Source organism: Bacillus sp. TH17, from assembly GCF_016651125.1.
Lineage (GTDB): Bacteria > Bacillota > Bacilli > Bacillales > Bacillaceae_G > Bacillus_A > Bacillus_A mycoides.
Map to the genome: position 1 here is coordinate 1,052,456 of NZ_JAEKEN010000001.1, position 15,210 is coordinate 1,067,665.

A 15,210-nucleotide genomic window follows, 5' to 3' on the forward strand; every position below is an offset into this window, starting at 1 on the left:
TTAAATGGAGATAGTTTTTGAAGATTTCCAAGAGGCTTTATCGAAAATAAAATCGCTACGAGAAAGCGCTAATATAATAGAAGAAACTGTTCAAAGAAGTGTAAGTGAAATTGTTCAAAACGTAAGGAAGAGTAAAGATGAGGCTTTATCGTTCTATACAAAAAAGTTTGATGGTGTAGAGACAAAAGATTTTCGTGTAAGTGAGGAAGAAATAAAACAAGCAAGTAAGTTTGTAGAACAAGCTTTTTTAGAAGCGTTAAAAGAGGCGAAGAAAAATATTATCTCGTATCACGAAAAGCAAAAAAGACAATCTATGTTTGATTGCGTGAGTGAAGGGGTAATTAGAGGGCAGCTTATTCGTCCGTTAGAAAATGTAGGTGTATATGTGCCGGGTGGGACTGCTTCGTATCCTTCATCAGTATTAATGAATGTATTGCCAGCAAAACTCGCAGGAGTGAAAAAAATTGTAATGGTAACACCGCCGAAGCAAGGAGGAATTGATCCGCATATTTTAGCTGCTGCAAGTCTTGCAGGTGTAGATGAAATATATATGGCCGGTGGTGCTCAAGTAATTGCTGCTCTAGCATATGGAACGGAATCGATTCCTAAAGTAGATAAAATAGTTGGGCCAGGGAATTTATATGTCGCGCTAGCGAAGAGAGAAGTATATGGGATAGTCAATATCGATATGATTGCTGGACCATCAGAAATTGTAGTTATCGCAGATGAAACAGGAAATGCCGAATATATTGCTGCTGATTTATTATCACAGGCAGAACATGACGAGAGGGCAACAGCTATTTGTATTACAACAAATATAAAGCTTGCTAAAGAAGTAGAAAGAGAAATAGAAAGGCAGCTAGAGACGTTGCCTAGAAGTGAAATCGCTCGTGAATCCATAAAAAGAAATGGAGCAATTTTTATTGTCCCTTCTTTAGAAGAGGCGTTTCATTTATCAAATGAAATCGCTCCAGAACATTTAGAGTTACACATAAAAGAGCCAATGAATGCTCTAGCTTATGTAAAGCATGCTGGATCAATTTTTCTTGGTCCATATGCACCTGAACCGCTCGGAGATTATTTGGCGGGGCCGAATCACGTATTACCGACAAGTGGAACGGCAAGATTTTTTTCTCCGTTATCCGTCGATGATTTCGTAAAAAAATCAAGCTTCGTTTCGTATACGGAAGAAGCGTTAAGAAGTGTACAGCATCATATTGTAGAACTTGCAAATAAAGAAGGTTTACATGCACACGCAAGAGCAATCCAAATTAGGTTTAAGGAGGAAGAATAATGCGCGAGTCTAGTCAAGTACGTGAGACGACGGAAACAAAAATTAAATTAAGTTTGCAACTTGATGAAAGTACGAATGTTTCTGTGCAAACAGGAGTTGGATTTTTTGATCATATGCTAACTTTATTTGCTAGACACGGAAGATTTGGTTTGCAAATTGAAGCTGAAGGTGATGTATTCGTTGATGCTCATCATACGGTTGAAGATGTTGGAATTGTACTCGGAACTTGCTTGAAAGAATCATTGCAAAATAAAGAAGGGATTAACCGTTACGGCTCAGCGTATGTACCGATGGATGAATCTTTAGGATTTGTCGCGATTGATATAAGCGGGCGCTCATATATTGTATTTCAAGGTGAATTAACAAATCCGAAGCTAGGGGATTTTGACACAGAATTAACGGAAGAATTTTTTAGAGCAGTTGCTCATGCTGCAAATATTACGTTACATGCTCGCGTTTTATACGGAAGCAATACACATCACAAAATTGAAGCTTTATTTAAAGCGTTCGGTCGAGCGCTTAGAGAGGCAGTCGATAAAAATGCCAATATTAATGGTGTAAATTCAACGAAAGGGATGTTGTAATTGATTGCAATTATAGATTATGGAATGGGAAATATTCGTAGTGTGGAACAAGCATTAAAATATATTGGAACAGAGTACATCATAACGGATGATAAAAAAGAAATATTGAGAAGTGATGGAGTTATTTTACCAGGAGTAGGCACATTTCCGAAAGCGATGGGCGTTTTAGAAGAAAAAGATTTAGTATGTGTGCTAAAAGAAGTTGGGAGCTTAGGAAAACCGCTTCTGGGTATTTGCTTAGGAATGCAGCTTTTATTTGAAAAAAGTGAGGAACTACAAAATTGTAACGGATTAAATTTATTGCCAGGTGTTATTCGAAAGTTAAAAGTTCCTTATAAAATTCCACATATGGGGTGGAATGAATTAAAAAAAGAAGGAGAAATATCGCTTTGGAATGGAGTAGAGGACGGTTCTTTCGTATATTATGTCCACTCTTATTATGCAGATTGTCCGAATGAAATTGTGTATGGGGCAAGTGAATATGGAGTGAAAGTACCTGGTTTTGTAGCAAAAGGAAATATATTTGGCGCACAGTTTCATCCTGAAAAAAGTGGGGAAATTGGGATGCGAATGTTAAAAAATTTCAAAGGGGTGGTAGAAGCATGGAAATCTTCCCAGCTATCGATTTAAAAGAAGGACGATGCGTCAGGCTTTATCAAGGAGAGTTTAGTAAAGAAACGGTGATGAATGAAGATCCAGTCGCACAAGCAATCATATTTGAAAAACTTGGAGCGAAAATACTACACGTTGTTGATTTAGATGGAGCAATTGTTGGGGAGTCAGTAAATTTACCTGTCATTGAAAAAATATGCAAGGCGGTACGTATTCCGGTGCAAATTGGAGGAGGAGTTCGGTCACTCGCGGCAGTGGAGAAGTTGTTGTCAGTAGGTGTAGAAAAAGTGATATTAGGAACGGCTGCTCTTTACGATAAATCATTTTTAGAAGAAGCGGTTCGTCTATATAAGGAGCAAATCATAGTTGGAATTGATGCGAAAAATGGTTTCGTAGCAACGAGGGGCTGGTTAGATGTGTCTGAAATTTCGTACATCGATTTAGCGAAGCAAATGGAAAGTGTAGGTGTTCAAACGATTGTGTTTACGGACATTTCAAAAGATGGGACACTTGCAGGACCAAATTTTGAGCAATTAGAGTTACTGCAAAAAAGCGTGGGTATTCGTGTGATTGCATCTGGAGGTGTCGCATCTATTCAAGATGTGAAAAGATTAAATGATATGAACATATATGGCGTCATTATTGGGAAGGCACTTTACGAGAAAACGATTGATTTAGAAAAAGTGTTACAGGTAACAAAACTATGTTAGCAAAACGAATTATTCCATGTCTAGATGTGAAAGAAGGGCGGGTAGTAAAGGGTGTGAATTTTATAGGGTTACAAGACGTCGGTAATCCTGTTGAAATAGCCGCATTATATAATGATGCGGGAGCAGATGAAATCGTATTTTTAGACATCACTGCGACGCATGAAGGGCGAAAAACGATTATAGATGTTGTAGAACAAACAGCCTCAAAGGTGTTTATTCCTCTTACAGTTGGCGGGGGGATTTCAAGTGTTAAAGATATGTACAATTTACTAAGAGCTGGAGCAGATAAAGTTTCAATAAACTCAGCGGCAGTGAGAAATCCGAAGTTAATCCAGGAAGGTGCGGAACATTTTGGCTCACAATGTATTGTCGTAGCAATTGATGCTAGAAAAGTAGAGGAAGATAAATGGAATGTATACGTGAACGGCGGAAGAGTCGATACAGGGATGGATGCAATCGAATGGGCGAGACGCGTTGCCCAGCTCGGGGCAGGAGAAATTTTGTTGACGAGTATGGATGCAGATGGAACGAAAAACGGATATGATCTTCGTTTAACAGGAGCAATTTCAAACAGCGTTTCTGTTCCAGTAATCGCATCAGGTGGATGTGGTCATGTGGATCACATTATAGAAGTATTTCAAAAGACAACAGTTGATGCAGCATTAGCGGCATCAATCTTTCATTATGGTGAAGCGACTGTACAAGATGTAAAGAGAAAATTAAGAGAAGCAAACGTTGAGGTGCGGTTATGAAACCTAATTTTGCAAAAGGATTGATACCAGCTGTTGTTATCGAGGAAGATACGAAAGAAGTTTTAATGTTAGCTTATATGAATGAAGAAGCGTATGAGAAGACGCTGGAAACGAAAAGAACATGGTTTTATTCCCGTTCGAGACAATCGTTATGGAATAAAGGAGGTACATCGGGAAATGTCCAATATGTGCAATCACTTTATTTAGACTGTGATCAAGATGCAATCGTTGTTGTCGTAAAGCAAGTAGGGCCTGCTTGCCATACGGGAGAAAAAACGTGTTTTCACTACAAAATTATATAGGGGGATACATATGGAAGATATCCTTAAGTTATTATTTGAAACAATTGAAGAACGAAAGAAAAATCCACTCTCTGAATCATATACGAATTATTTATTTTCAAAAGGTGAAGATAAAATTTTAAAGAAAATTGGTGAGGAGTGCACCGAAGTAATTATTGCGTCTAAAAATAATGATAAAGAAGAAATAGTAAAAGAAATGGTTGATGTGTTCTATCACTGTTTTGTTCTATTAGCCGAAAAAAATATTCCATTAGAAGATGTCATGCAAGAAGTGAAAGAAAGAAATGGAAAGCTTTCGCGAGTAGGGGACAGAAGAGAAATAGATACATTATAAGGGGGAATATGGATGAAAGTGGACTATCACATTCATTTAGAAGAAGGACCATATTCAATAGGGTGGCTAGCTAAAGTAAATGATGCGCTACAATATTTTGAACCGCTTAAAGAAGAAAAACATTCTATGGAATGGCTTATGAAAACACAAGAACGCCTGCAAAGACGTGTGAAGGAAGGTCCATTTACAGCGAAATGGATTGATTTATATTTAGAAGAAGCTGTGCGAAAAGGTATAAAAGAAGTTGGTATTGTCGATCATTTATATCGTTTTCATGAAGCGAAAGGATATTATGAAAAGTATGTAGATATTAGTGATTCTAGGCTTGGTCGTCTGCAAAAAGAATGGTTAGATCAAGTAAGAGTAACGTCTATTTATGATTTTACAAAGGCGATTGAAGAGGCAAAAGAGCGATGGAGTAAACGAGGGATAACGCTCAAACTTGGAATTGAAGCGGATTATTTTATCGGGGGTGAACAAGAGTTAAAAGGTTTACTAGCATTAGGAGACTTTGATTATGTAATCGGTTCGGTCCATTTTATAGATGGATGGGGATTTGATAATCCAGATACGAAAGAGTATTTTGGTACGCATGAGTTACATACTTTATATCACACGTTTTTCGCTACAGTTGAAAGTGCTGTTCGTTCCGAGCTTTTTGATATTATAGCTCACCTCGATAACATAAAAGTATTTAATTACCGGTTAGATGAGAATGAACAGCTTTCTTATTATAAGGAAATTGCTCGTGCGTTAGTGGAAACAAATACAGCAACAGAAATAAATGCGGGATTGTACTATCGATATCCTGTGCGCGAAATGTGCCCAAGTCCGCTTTATTTACAAGTATTAGCTAAGCATGGAGTTCCGATTACTCTATCCTCAGATGCCCATTATCCGAATGATTTAGGAAAGTATGTGGAAGAGAATATAAAGACATTACGCAATCATGATATTTCTCACATAGCTACATTTACGAAACGAGTAAGAACGATGAGATTGCTTGAAGAAGAAGTAATAATTTCAAAATGAAACACGATTTTTTGATGAAAATCACCCTTTTTGTTCAAAATAAGAAAGAATGAAAAGGAGGATGAAAAATGGTGAAACAACAAAATAAACAAAACGTACAAGCGGCAGATCAAGCCTATACTTCTGAAACAAATAATACTGCTAACTCAGTTATTGAGGAACAAATTAGCGATACAGTTACAGAAGGAACAATCGATGCGAAGCTTGGGAAAGAATCGCAAGAAAAAGCGTAAAAAGAGGGGAGAGTTGCATCTCCTCTTTTTTTATGGAAAAGTGTCGATTTTCAAAACTATAATCAAATTCCTTGGTTTTTATATGTAGATTTCTTACAATGAAATATAAGAGATATCATATTTTGTATAGAAGAGGTGTTAGTAGTTGGCGAAAATATTAGTAGCAGGGAAAATTCCAGAAATCGGATTAGAATTATTGAAAAATCATGATGTAGAAATGTACAATAAAGAAGAATTAATTAGTGTAGAAGAGTTAGCAGAACGTGTAAAAGATAAAGATGCACTTTTAAGCTTACTTTCTACGAAGGTATCGAAAGAGGTTATTGACGCAGCACCAAACTTGAAAATTATCGCAAATTATGGTGCTGGTTACGATAATATTGATTACACATATGCTGGAGAAAAGGGTATTGCTGTTACAAATACGCCGAAAGTATCAACTGAAGCGACAGCAGAATTAACGTTTGCACTTCTTTTAGCAGCGGCACGTAGAATTCCTGAAGGTGATACGTTATGTCGTACAACTGGATTTAACGGATGGGCACCGTTATTCTTCTTGGGCCGCGAAGTACACGGTAAGACAATCGGAATTATTGGCCTTGGAGAAATCGGGAAGGCAGTTGCAAAGCGTGCGAGAGCATTTGGAATGAATGTTTTATATACAGGACCAAATCGAAAGCCTGAAGCTGAAAGTGAACTGGAAGCGACATACGTAACGTTGGAAGAATTATTACAAACAGCGGACTTTATTACAATTAACTGTGCTTATAATCCGAAATTACATCATATGATTGATGAAGAACAGTTTAAAATGATGAAGAAAACAGCATATATTATAAATGCTTCACGTGGACCAATTATGAATGAATCAGCACTTGCTCATGCACTAAAAACGAATGAAATTGAAGGTGCAGCTCTTGACGTATTTGAATTTGAACCGAAAATTACAGAAGAGCTAAAAGGATTAAAGAATGTAGTACTTGCTCCTCACGTAGGAAATGCAACATTCGAAACACGTGATGCAATGGCTGAAATGGCAGTAAGAAATATTTTAGCTGTATTAAATGGTGAAGAACCTGTAACACCTGTAAATCAAAAAGTATTAGTTACAAAATAAAAAAGAAACCTTCCGAAATACGGAAGGTTTTTTTATTTTTCTTTATTCGCTTTTTTAGAAGGTCTTTGTCTAATAAATTGAGATAACATATACAAAATGTATAGTGGAATGGCAATGAATAAGAAAACAGAAATGTTGCCAAAACTTGTTTGGTACATTGTGATAATAATTCCAACTAAAAATAGTGTAATAATTATGCTATATCGTGGAATTGGTACATCTTTTAAACTTGGGATACGAACACGGCTCACCATTAAAAATGCGAACGTTACAAATACGGTAATGAGAACGATTTTTGGAATGGTATGTGAAAATAATGTTAAGAAAGCAACAAGCCCTCCTGCTGCAGTAATCGGAACTCCAGTGAAATATTTCATAGAAGTAGAAGATGGTGTTACATTAAATCGTGCTAAGCGATATGCTCCGAACAGAGGGAATAATCCCGCTATGTATAGTCCAATGATTCCGTAGTTGGAAAAAGATGTGTAATACATTAAAACAGCAGGTGCTGCGCCAAATGTTACAACATCCGCGAGTGAATCAAGCTCTTTTCCCATTTGTGAATCAACGCGTAATAAACGAGCGACACGACCATCAAGACTATCTAACATCATCCCGATCAGTACTAAAATAGCAGCTGATTTATAATATCCTAAAGATGCATAGCCGATTGACAAAAATCCGCTATATAAATTCCCGAGCGTAAATAAGTTTGGAATAGCTGCTCTATACAAAATCTGATCCCTTGCTTTCTGTTATAAATTCTTAATTAGTGTATGAAAGTTTACTTATTTTATCATACCATAAATTTCTTTCTCAGACGAAAAAAATTCCCAATTTGTGAAAGATTGTATAGAAGAGAAATTTGAAAAATAAGTAAAAAAAGGAAGCAACTTTTGTAAAGTTGCTTCCTACACTATTCAAATTTCGTTGTCATCGTTCCGGTTTTATATCGATTGTTAGGATCAAATCTTAATAAATCTCCATAAATGAGTTTGTCGGATAATTTTAATTCTGTTTTTGCTTTTTCAATATAAGGCTGACATAGTGTTAAATCAGCTTCTTCACCTGTGCTTCTTTTATAGCACATATTTTTTGTATAAACATAATCTTCCGAAACAAAACTGCCGTCCCGCATTACCATAAGAGGGTCTTTTTCTTTCGTAAATAAGTCTGTTCCAAATTCTACGGATTGATTTGTTTTAATACCAAGTAAATGAAGTAACGTTGGTTTAATATCAATTTGACCAGATACTTTAGAGATGACCTTTCCTTCTTGGCCAGGCACATGAATAATGAGAGGGACGCGTTGTAATTGCATAGAATCAAACGGTGTAATAGCGTCTTTCCCAAGGAACTGAGCCATAGCTGTATTATGGTTTTCAGAAATGCCGTAATGATCACCATAAATGACAATAACGGAATTATCATATAGTCCTTCGTCTTTCAATTGTTTAATAAATAATTTAAGAGCTTCATCCGTGTAACGAACGGTTGGGAAGTAGCGATTTAAAACACCACTTTCGGAATTAAATTCATCAACATATTGATCTTCTGGATTTAGAAGAAATGGAAAATGGTTTGTTAACGTAATGAATTTTGTATAGAACGGTTGTGGTAAAGATTTTAACTTTGGAATAGATTGCTCAAAGAACTCTTTATCTTTTAATCCCCAACCGACAGACATTTGTTCCGTTCCTACGTAATCATTTAAATTAAAGTAACGATCATATCCAAGCGCAGGATACATTATGTCACGATTCCAAAACGTTTTATCGTTTGAATGGAAGACAGCAGAAGAATATCCGTATTTCTTTAATTGTTCTGGTGTGGCAGTGTATTCATTTGTTGCATGAGTAAAGAATACAGAACCACGGTCTAACGGATAAAGGGAATTTTCAACGATAAATTCAGCATCAGAAGTTTTACCTTGTCCCGTTTGATGATAGAAGTTATCGAAATAAAAACTATCTTTAATAAACTCATTTAAAAATGGAGTAATCTCTTTTCCATTTATTTTTTTATTAATAACAAAACTTTGTGTAGATTCCATTGAAATTAAAATTACATTTTTACCCTTTGCAGCTCCAAATAAGTTTTTATCAACTTGTTTATCTTTTGAGTCTGTATAGTTTTTAATTTCAGAGAACCCGTCTCCACTTGCAAATACACGCTCAGCTGAAGACTTAGATTGAAGTGTAATATCAAATAGATGATATGTGTATAACCCTAAATTTTTCACGACAGTTTGACGATCAAATGAGCGTGAGAACATTTGTGGTTTATATATAACTGAAACAACAATTTGTAGTGCTAATAATACTGTTACACCGCTAAAGAAAGTTCGCTTCTCAGAGCGAGAAAGGGGTGTTTTATCACCAAATGATGGGAATTTACGCGAAATAAACATTAAAATAATTGCGTCTGCAAATAAAAGTAATGTTTTATACGTAAATAGTTCTTTTATACTCGTCCCTAAGTCAGCCATATTATTTGTTTGGAATAAAACAGGGAAAGTAACAAAATCGTTATAGAACCCGTAAAACATTGCATTTCCAAATAAAATAAATGACAGTATAAAACTAATTACAATAATAATTCGGTTTCGGTACTTAGATGCAAGTAAAGCGAAACCAAAAAATAAAAGTAACGAAGCTAGTGGGTTAATAAAAAGCATAAACTCTTCAAAGAAGTTATCAATTCTAATATCAAATGCTAGCTTGTACACAATATATGTTTTTATCCATAATAAAACGACTGCAACTAGTGCAAATCGCAGTTTTGGAAACAGATTTTGTAGCATAATATACTCCTCTCCTAAAAGCATGACGGTTCTTGTGAGCCGGTTTGATTAGCGCCTCATTTTATATATACGAACAGTCCTTTATTATTATGTTTATTATACTATGAGTATCATTATACGAAAATAAAAGAGAGTTGTGGGCTTTTTTATAATAATTGAGTAGAAAAAGGGCAGTGGGAGACAATAAAACGGAGTTTCTATGTATGATAATTATCGTGCGCAAAAAGAATCGAGTAATAAAACGGAGGTTATAATGCGAAAATTATTATATTTTATAGTATGCAGTAGTGTTATACTTTTTGCTTCACCGAGTGTGTCGGTAGCACAATATGATGCACCCCTTATGGAAGATGCCCTTTATTCTGTTTTATTTCCAAAAATAAATAAGGCAATTGAAAAACAATATGGGAGCTTGAAGTCTTATCAATGTCCTAAAATTATTAGTTTAAAAAAAGTGTATAGTGGTACATATTTATTTCAAGCGAGTATTGAAGTAACGAAGTATGAACAGGTTGGTGGGAAAATTGTTCCACCATTTGAGAAGGTAACGATTACATTTAATAACGAAGAGGGCGAATGGGAAGTGACAAAGGTTTCAGTAAAGCGCTTACCAAATGATACAAAATTAAACTGTAAAAAAACAATATAAAAAATTGTTTGACAAATAAAATGGTCCTTTGGTATGGTTAATAGCAACAATTAGATGTTTGAAAATTAAATAGACTTACCTCATCTACTCTCAAAGGTAGAGGCCGCGATAGGAAAGAGTAAGCTATGGGAGATTTAATGGAATCTGTGATCATAGGTTGAAAGGGACTATTGCCGAAATATAAGAATAACCATCTTATTCATATATTGGGACTGCATTGAATAAATGTAGTACTGTCATAAGATTTATTTTATGAAGAGCTATTTGGAGATGTTGATGCGGTTTCTTATTTTGAGGAGATAACAACTCGTTTATTTTTTCAATATATATTTTTCCTAATAAGAAACGCGTGTGAACATTGTTCCGCGCGTTTTTTGTCTATCTAAAAGCGTGCTGCAATGAATAGAAGATTGGGGTTATGAGTTTTAGAGGAAATAAGGGAGGAATTTAAATGTATTTACACGGCACAAGCCGAATCAATGGGCAAGGACACTTAGAAATTGGTGGGTGCGATACGACGCAACTAGCAAAACAATACGGAACACCACTTTATGTATACGATGAAGAGTCTATTCGAGGAAAGTGCCGCGCGTTTCATCGTGCTTTTAAAGAAAGTGGTTTCTCTTATCAAGTAGCATATGCAAGCAAGGCGTTCTTGTGCATGGAGATGTGCCGAGTAGCTCGTGAAGAGAATATGTCTTTAGATGTTGTTTCTGGAGGAGAATTATATACTGCGCTCCAAGCTGGTTTTCCGGCATCGCGTATTCATTTTCACGGAAATAATAAAACAGAAGAAGAAATGATTATGGCTCTTCAGGCGAATATCGGTTGTTTTGTAGTAGATAATTTCTTAGAATTAGAAATCTTACATGATTTAGCAATGCAACATGGGAAATTTGTGAACATATTAATCCGTGTAACGCCTGGAGTAGAGGCACATACACACGAATATATAACAACAGGTCAAGAGGATTCGAAATTTGGATTTGGTGTTTCAAATGGTCAAGCGATGCAAGCAATTGAGCTTGCCTTGCAAAAATCAAATTATAATGTGCTAGGAATTCACTCGCACATCGGATCACAAATATTTGAAACGGCTGGATTTGTTCGAGCAATTGAAGTACTCCGCCAATTTTTAGAAGAAGTGAGAGAGCGAACACATTATGTGATGAAAGTATTAAATGTGGGCGGAGGTTTCGGTATACGTTATACGGATTCAGATACACCGTTAACACTTGAAACGTATGTGCACGCTGTAACAAGTACGATAAGAGAACAATTTACATTATGTGAATATCCGCTTCCAGAAATATGGGTTGAACCAGGTCGTAGTATCGTAGGTGATGCGGGAACAACACTTTATACAGTCGGAGCGGTGAAAGAGATTCCTGGCATTCGGAAATATGTTTCAGTCGATGGTGGAATGACAGATAATTTAAGACCAGCTCTATACGGAGCCCGTTATGAGGCGATGTTGGCGAATCGAGGGAATGATGAGAATGAGGAACTCGTTTCGATTGCTGGGAAATGCTGTGAAAGTGGAGATATGCTGATTTGGGATATTAACTTACCGCAAGTTGCTTCTTCTGATTTACTAGCAATTTCTTGTACGGGGGCATATGGGTACTCGATGGCGAATAATTATAATCGTATTCGTAGACCAGCTGTCGTCTTTGCAAAAGGCGGGACGTCACAAATTGTCGTAGAACGTGAAACATATGAAAATATCATTGGGAACGATCGCATACGTATTAAAGAACTGGTGTGAATGAGAAAGAAGGAGTTGTCTAGTAAAGGCAACTCCTTTTAAAAAAAGAAAAATAATTAAATATATCGGAAAACTAGGATTGAAAAAAAACAGAATTGTGATAAAATACAAATACAAAGCTTATCAAGAGAAGCTGAGGGAACTGGCCCTACGAAGCTCGGCAACCTGCTTATAGAAAGCAAGGTGCTAAATCCAGCAAAATGGAATCCATTTTGAAAGATAAGGTAAAATATATTACCGAACAGTCTTTTCGAAATGGGAAAGATTTTTTTTATGAATAAAAAGGGGGGCTGTTTGCGTGAGCGTACGGGAGCATTTTGATGAAGTATCTGAGAAAATTCAAGCGATGCTTGCTGATATGAAATATGGTTCCATTACAATTGTTGTGCAAGATGGAAAAGTGATTCAATTAGAAAAAAGTGAAAAGGTTCGTTTAAAGTAAAAAGCGCTGACTAGAAAAACTAGAGGCGGTTTTAATCTATTTTTAATAGGTTAAAGCCGTCTTTTTGCTTTTACAGGGGGAAAAAACATGTTGACGTACGAAACGTGGAAAGAAAATAGTGTTTCATTTTCTGAAGAAGATGAAACGAAAGGCGCGCTATCAGTATTAAGTTGGGCTTATAACGAATATAAAGATGAAATTGTATATGCATGTAGCTTTGGGTTGGAGGGAATGGTTTTATTGCATCTTATAAACCAAGTAAATCCATCTGCTAAAGTTGTATTTTTGGATACAAATGTTCATTTTCAAGAAACGTACGAATTAATTAAGAAGGTACGCGAGAGATTTCCTTCATTAAATATTATAGAAAAACAGCCAGAACTTACACTCGATGAACAAGCGAAGCTTCATGGAGAGAAGTTATGGGAAAGTAATCCGAATCTTTGCTGTAGTATTAGAAAAATTTTACCGTTAGAAAAATCATTAGCAGCGGAAAAAGCGTGGATATCAGGCTTAAGAAGGGAACAATCAGAAACGCGTAAGCATACACAGTTTATAAATCAAGATCGTCGTTTTCAATCTATTAAAGTTTGTCCGCTCATTCATTGGACTTGGAAAGAAGTTTGGCGATATGTATATAAACATAGTTTGCCGTATAACCCATTGCATGATGTTGGCTATCCGAGTATTGGGTGTGAGAAATGTACATTACCTGTAGGTGATGGTGGCAACTCAAGAGATGGAAGATGGGCTGGGAAAATGAAGACGGAATGTGGCCTTCACTTTCAATGAGATAGATTTTGAAATAAAGCTAAGAAGGGATATAAGAAGATGAGTACAACAAATGAATTAGTAAACCGCATTGATGAAACATATGAAATATCGAACATTGTAAAGGAAATCGAGATAGACAAAATTGCACTTAGTGATTTAGAACTTTTGGCGACAGGAGGATATAGCCCTCTTACAGGATTTTTAGGGAAGAGAGATTATGATTCAGTAGTAGAAACGCTGCGTTCAGCAAATGGTAGCGTATGGAGTATACCGATTACACTACCGGTAACAGAAGAAGTAGCCGAGAAACTGCAGGCTGGAGAGGAAGTAAAACTTGTCAACGCAGGAAATGTATATGGTGTTATTCAAATAGAAGATATTTTTGTACCAGATAAAGAAAAAGAAGCGTTACTTGTATATAAAACGACGGATGAAGCACATCCAGGTGTGAAAAAATTATATGAACGACCAAACGTTTACGTTGGAGGAGCTATTATTCTTACAAAACGCTTTGGAAATAATCCGTTTCCTTCTTATCATTTAGATCCAATTGAAACGAGAGAAGAATTTAAAAAACGCGGTTGGAAAACAGTAGTTGGATTTCAAACGAGAAACCCAGTACATCGTGCCCATGAGTATATTCAAAAATCTGCCCTTGAAATTGTAGATGGTCTCTTTTTAAATCCGCTCGTTGGGGAAACGAAGTCAGATGATATTCCTGCTGATGTAAGGATGGAAAGCTATGAAGTATTACTTCAAAACTATTATCCGAAAGATCGTGTCTTTTTAGGTGTATTTCCTGCAGCAATGCGTTACGCAGGACCAAGGGAAGCGATATTTCATGCACTAGTAAGAAAGAACTTTGGTTGTACCCACTTTATTGTAGGGCGTGATCATGCTGGGATAGGGGACTATTACGGAACATATGAAGCGCAGGAAATCTTTACGAATTTTACAGTAGAAGAGTTAGGGATTACGCCGTTATTTTTTGAACATAGTTTTTACTGCACGAAATGTGAAGCAATGGCTTCAACGAAAACATGTCCGCATGGAAAAGAAGACCGTGTCATCTTATCGGGTACGAAAGTACGAGAAATGTTAAGGAATGGTGAGATTCCGCCAAGTACATTTAGTCGTAAAGAAGTAGTGGAAGTGCTAATTAAAGGTTTGAAAAAAGAAGTAGTAACAGAATAGGGAGAGAATGAGATGGATAAGAATATTACTTGGCATACAGCTTCTGTTTCAAAAGATGAGAGAAGAGTGAAGAATGGGCATCACAGTTTTGTAGTTTGGTTTACTGGTTTATCAGCTTCGGGCAAATCTACAGTAGCGAATGCGGTTGCTCGTAAACTATTTGAAAAGAATATCGGAAATTATGTGCTAGATGGGGATAACATTCGGCACGGTTTAAATAAAGACTTAGGTTTTTCTGAAAGTGATCGTATGGAAAATATAAGACGTATTGGCGAAGTGGCAAAGCTATTTGTAGATCAAGGTACTGTTGTCCTTACAGCGTTTATTTCACCATTTCAAGTAGATCGAAAACAAGTTAGGGATTTATTAGCGGCAGATGAGTTTATAGAAGTGTTTGTAAAATGTCCAATTGAAGAGTGTGAAAAACGTGATCCAAAAGGGTTATACAAAAAAGCGAGACAAGGTGATATTAAAGAGTTTACTGGTGTTGATTCACCGTATGAGGAACCAAAACAAGCAGAATTAATTGTAGAAACGCACAAGTATTCTATTGAAGAATGTGCAGAGCAAATTGTGAAGTACTTGCAAGAGCGTAGTTTCATATAGGGGG

Annotated in this window: 18 protein-coding genes and 2 riboswitches; of the genes, 16 read left to right on the forward strand and 2 right to left on the reverse strand. The window is 36.2% G+C overall.

Going from position 1 to position 15,210, the window contains the following annotated elements; all coding sequences use genetic code 11:
- Positions 1-4: 4 nt before the first annotated feature.
- The 10 genes from hisD to JFT95_RS05325 all read left to right on the forward strand — a co-directional run bounded on the left by hisD (position 5) and on the right by JFT95_RS05325 (position 6,970).
- Complete coding sequence (hisD, locus tag JFT95_RS05280; protein ID WP_061675104.1) at positions 5-1,294, forward strand: histidinol dehydrogenase; 1,290 nt, start codon at positions 5-7, stop codon at positions 1,292-1,294.
- Positions 1,294-1,878 (forward strand): imidazoleglycerol-phosphate dehydratase HisB, encoded by a 585-nt coding sequence (hisB, locus tag JFT95_RS05285; protein ID WP_201051643.1) that lies wholly within the window; start codon positions 1,294-1,296, stop codon positions 1,876-1,878. Before hisD ends, hisB begins: the two co-directional genes overlap by 1 nt.
- Positions 1,879-2,508: an imidazole glycerol phosphate synthase subunit HisH gene (gene hisH / locus JFT95_RS05290; protein ID WP_002011707.1), complete on the forward strand. Its 630-nt coding sequence runs from the start codon at positions 1,879-1,881 to the stop codon at positions 2,506-2,508.
- A complete protein-coding gene (gene hisA, locus JFT95_RS05295) occupies positions 2,481-3,200 on the forward strand; it encodes a 1-(5-phosphoribosyl)-5-[(5-phosphoribosylamino)methylideneamino]imidazole-4-carboxamide isomerase (RefSeq protein ID WP_002086736.1) in 720 nt (239 codons plus the stop codon). The genes hisH and hisA overlap by 28 nt, the downstream gene beginning before the upstream one ends.
- On the forward strand, positions 3,194-3,952 hold the full coding sequence (gene hisF, locus JFT95_RS05300) for an imidazole glycerol phosphate synthase subunit HisF (RefSeq protein ID WP_002166095.1): 759 nt from the start codon (positions 3,194-3,196) through the stop codon (positions 3,950-3,952). Before hisA ends, hisF begins: the two co-directional genes overlap by 7 nt.
- Positions 3,949-4,254: a phosphoribosyl-AMP cyclohydrolase gene (gene hisI / locus JFT95_RS05305; protein ID WP_201051644.1), complete on the forward strand. Its 306-nt coding sequence runs from the start codon at positions 3,949-3,951 to the stop codon at positions 4,252-4,254. Before hisF ends, hisI begins: the two co-directional genes overlap by 4 nt.
- A gap of 10 nt (positions 4,255-4,264) precedes the next feature.
- Complete coding sequence (gene hisE, locus JFT95_RS05310; protein ID WP_002011702.1) at positions 4,265-4,588, forward strand: phosphoribosyl-ATP diphosphatase; 324 nt, start codon at positions 4,265-4,267, stop codon at positions 4,586-4,588.
- Positions 4,589-4,600: 12 nt separating this feature from the next.
- The gene (locus tag JFT95_RS05315; RefSeq protein ID WP_201051646.1) at positions 4,601-5,620 is read left to right on the forward strand and encodes a histidinol phosphate phosphatase domain-containing protein; all 1,020 of its coding nucleotides are present in this window, start codon (positions 4,601-4,603) and stop codon (positions 5,618-5,620) included.
- Positions 5,621-5,688: 68 nt separating this feature from the next.
- A complete protein-coding gene (locus JFT95_RS05320; protein WP_201051648.1) occupies positions 5,689-5,853 on the forward strand; it encodes a YozQ family protein in 165 nt (54 codons plus the stop codon).
- A 145-nt stretch (positions 5,854-5,998) separates the two neighbouring features.
- Positions 5,999-6,970, forward strand: coding sequence for a 2-hydroxyacid dehydrogenase family protein (locus JFT95_RS05325; RefSeq protein ID WP_002086726.1), 972 nt, complete (start codon positions 5,999-6,001; stop codon positions 6,968-6,970).
- Positions 6,971-7,002: 32 nt separating this feature from the next.
- Here JFT95_RS05325 and pssA read toward each other — a convergent pair whose 3' ends face one another.
- Positions 7,003-7,704 carry a CDP-diacylglycerol--serine O-phosphatidyltransferase gene (gene pssA, locus JFT95_RS05330; RefSeq protein ID WP_002011698.1) on the reverse strand — a complete coding sequence of 234 codons (702 nt, stop codon included), beginning with the start codon at positions 7,702-7,704 and terminating at the stop codon, positions 7,003-7,005.
- Between the two features lie 182 nt (positions 7,705-7,886).
- Positions 7,887-9,773, reverse strand: a complete 1,887-nt coding sequence (locus JFT95_RS05335) for an LTA synthase family protein (RefSeq protein WP_201051650.1) — start codon at positions 9,771-9,773, stop codon at positions 7,887-7,889.
- A 253-nt stretch (positions 9,774-10,026) separates the two neighbouring features.
- On the opposite strand from JFT95_RS05335, the gene JFT95_RS05340 reads away from it, so the two are divergent.
- The 6 genes from JFT95_RS05340 to cysC all read left to right on the forward strand — a co-directional run bounded on the left by JFT95_RS05340 (position 10,027) and on the right by cysC (position 15,206).
- Positions 10,027-10,422 carry a DUF3888 domain-containing protein gene (locus JFT95_RS05340; RefSeq protein WP_193339761.1) on the forward strand — a complete coding sequence of 132 codons (396 nt, stop codon included), beginning with the start codon at positions 10,027-10,029 and terminating at the stop codon, positions 10,420-10,422.
- Between the two features lie 89 nt (positions 10,423-10,511).
- Positions 10,512-10,693, forward strand: a riboswitch (Lysine riboswitch).
- A 180-nt stretch (positions 10,694-10,873) separates the two neighbouring features.
- Positions 10,874-12,190 carry a diaminopimelate decarboxylase gene (gene lysA, locus JFT95_RS05345; RefSeq protein WP_002030676.1) on the forward strand — a complete coding sequence of 439 codons (1,317 nt, stop codon included), beginning with the start codon at positions 10,874-10,876 and terminating at the stop codon, positions 12,188-12,190.
- Between the two features lie 117 nt (positions 12,191-12,307).
- Positions 12,308-12,416: riboswitch (SAM riboswitch) on the forward strand.
- A gap of 72 nt (positions 12,417-12,488) precedes the next feature.
- Positions 12,489-12,632 (forward strand): YezD family protein, encoded by a 144-nt coding sequence (locus JFT95_RS05350; protein ID WP_000116159.1) that lies wholly within the window; start codon positions 12,489-12,491, stop codon positions 12,630-12,632.
- A gap of 87 nt (positions 12,633-12,719) precedes the next feature.
- Entirely contained in the window at positions 12,720-13,424 is a 705-nt protein-coding gene (locus JFT95_RS05355; RefSeq protein ID WP_201051651.1) for a phosphoadenylyl-sulfate reductase, read from the forward strand.
- Between the two features lie 39 nt (positions 13,425-13,463).
- A complete protein-coding gene (gene sat / locus JFT95_RS05360) occupies positions 13,464-14,600 on the forward strand; it encodes a sulfate adenylyltransferase (protein WP_201051653.1) in 1,137 nt (378 codons plus the stop codon).
- A gap of 12 nt (positions 14,601-14,612) precedes the next feature.
- Positions 14,613-15,206 (forward strand): adenylyl-sulfate kinase, encoded by a 594-nt coding sequence (gene cysC, locus JFT95_RS05365; RefSeq protein WP_201051655.1) that lies wholly within the window; start codon positions 14,613-14,615, stop codon positions 15,204-15,206.
- The last annotated feature ends 4 nt before the right edge of the window (positions 15,207-15,210 follow it).